The organism is Oleiphilus sp. HI0123, assembly GCF_001635315.1.
The window spans coordinates 1-591 of record NZ_LWGE01000914.1 but is presented as its reverse complement, the minus strand read 5'-3'; the positions used below and the strand labels follow the sequence as shown (position 1 = coordinate 591).

The window sequence follows — 591 nt, the reverse complement described above, 5'->3', positions numbered from 1 at the left end:
TTTACCAGGATCAACAAAGAAAGTAACCGAAGCGCTATAGTCATCATGCGCCTCAGGGATAGCGTTAACATTTGCATAAGTATAACCTTCTGCACCTAAAGCACGAGAGATAAGGTCAGATGTAAGTGTCAGTTTCTGACGTGAAAATACGTCACCCGGTTTTAACATAACAAGCTTTTCTAACACTTCCTTCTCTAGAACAAGGTCTCCCTTCAAGTCGAAGTCCTTTAACGTATATAACGGGCCTTCTGAAATATTAACCGTAACGAAAACATCTTCTTTATGTGGTGAAATCGAAACTTGAGTCGACTCGATGGCAAACTTGATATAACCATTATCCAGATAGAAAGAACGTATACGCTCTAAATCGCCACTCAGCTTTTCTTTTGAGTATTTATCATCACTGGTAAATACTGACCAAAAACTTGGCATCTTGAGCTCCATCAGCTCAATTAGTTCTTCATCAGAAAATGCTTGGTTACCAACGATATTGATATGAAGAATTGAGGCAACTTCTCCTTCGTTGATATTCAACTTGATTGCCACACGGTTGCGAGGTAATTCTTTAACTTCGGCCTCTACAGAAGCAGA

General features: G+C 39.6%; 1 protein-coding gene. It reads right to left on the bottom strand.

Going from position 1 to position 591, the window contains the following annotated elements; translation table 11 throughout:
- Positions 1-591 (bottom strand): POTRA domain-containing protein (locus tag A3761_RS07890; protein WP_304439601.1); only part of this gene is annotated, 591 nt, incomplete at both ends.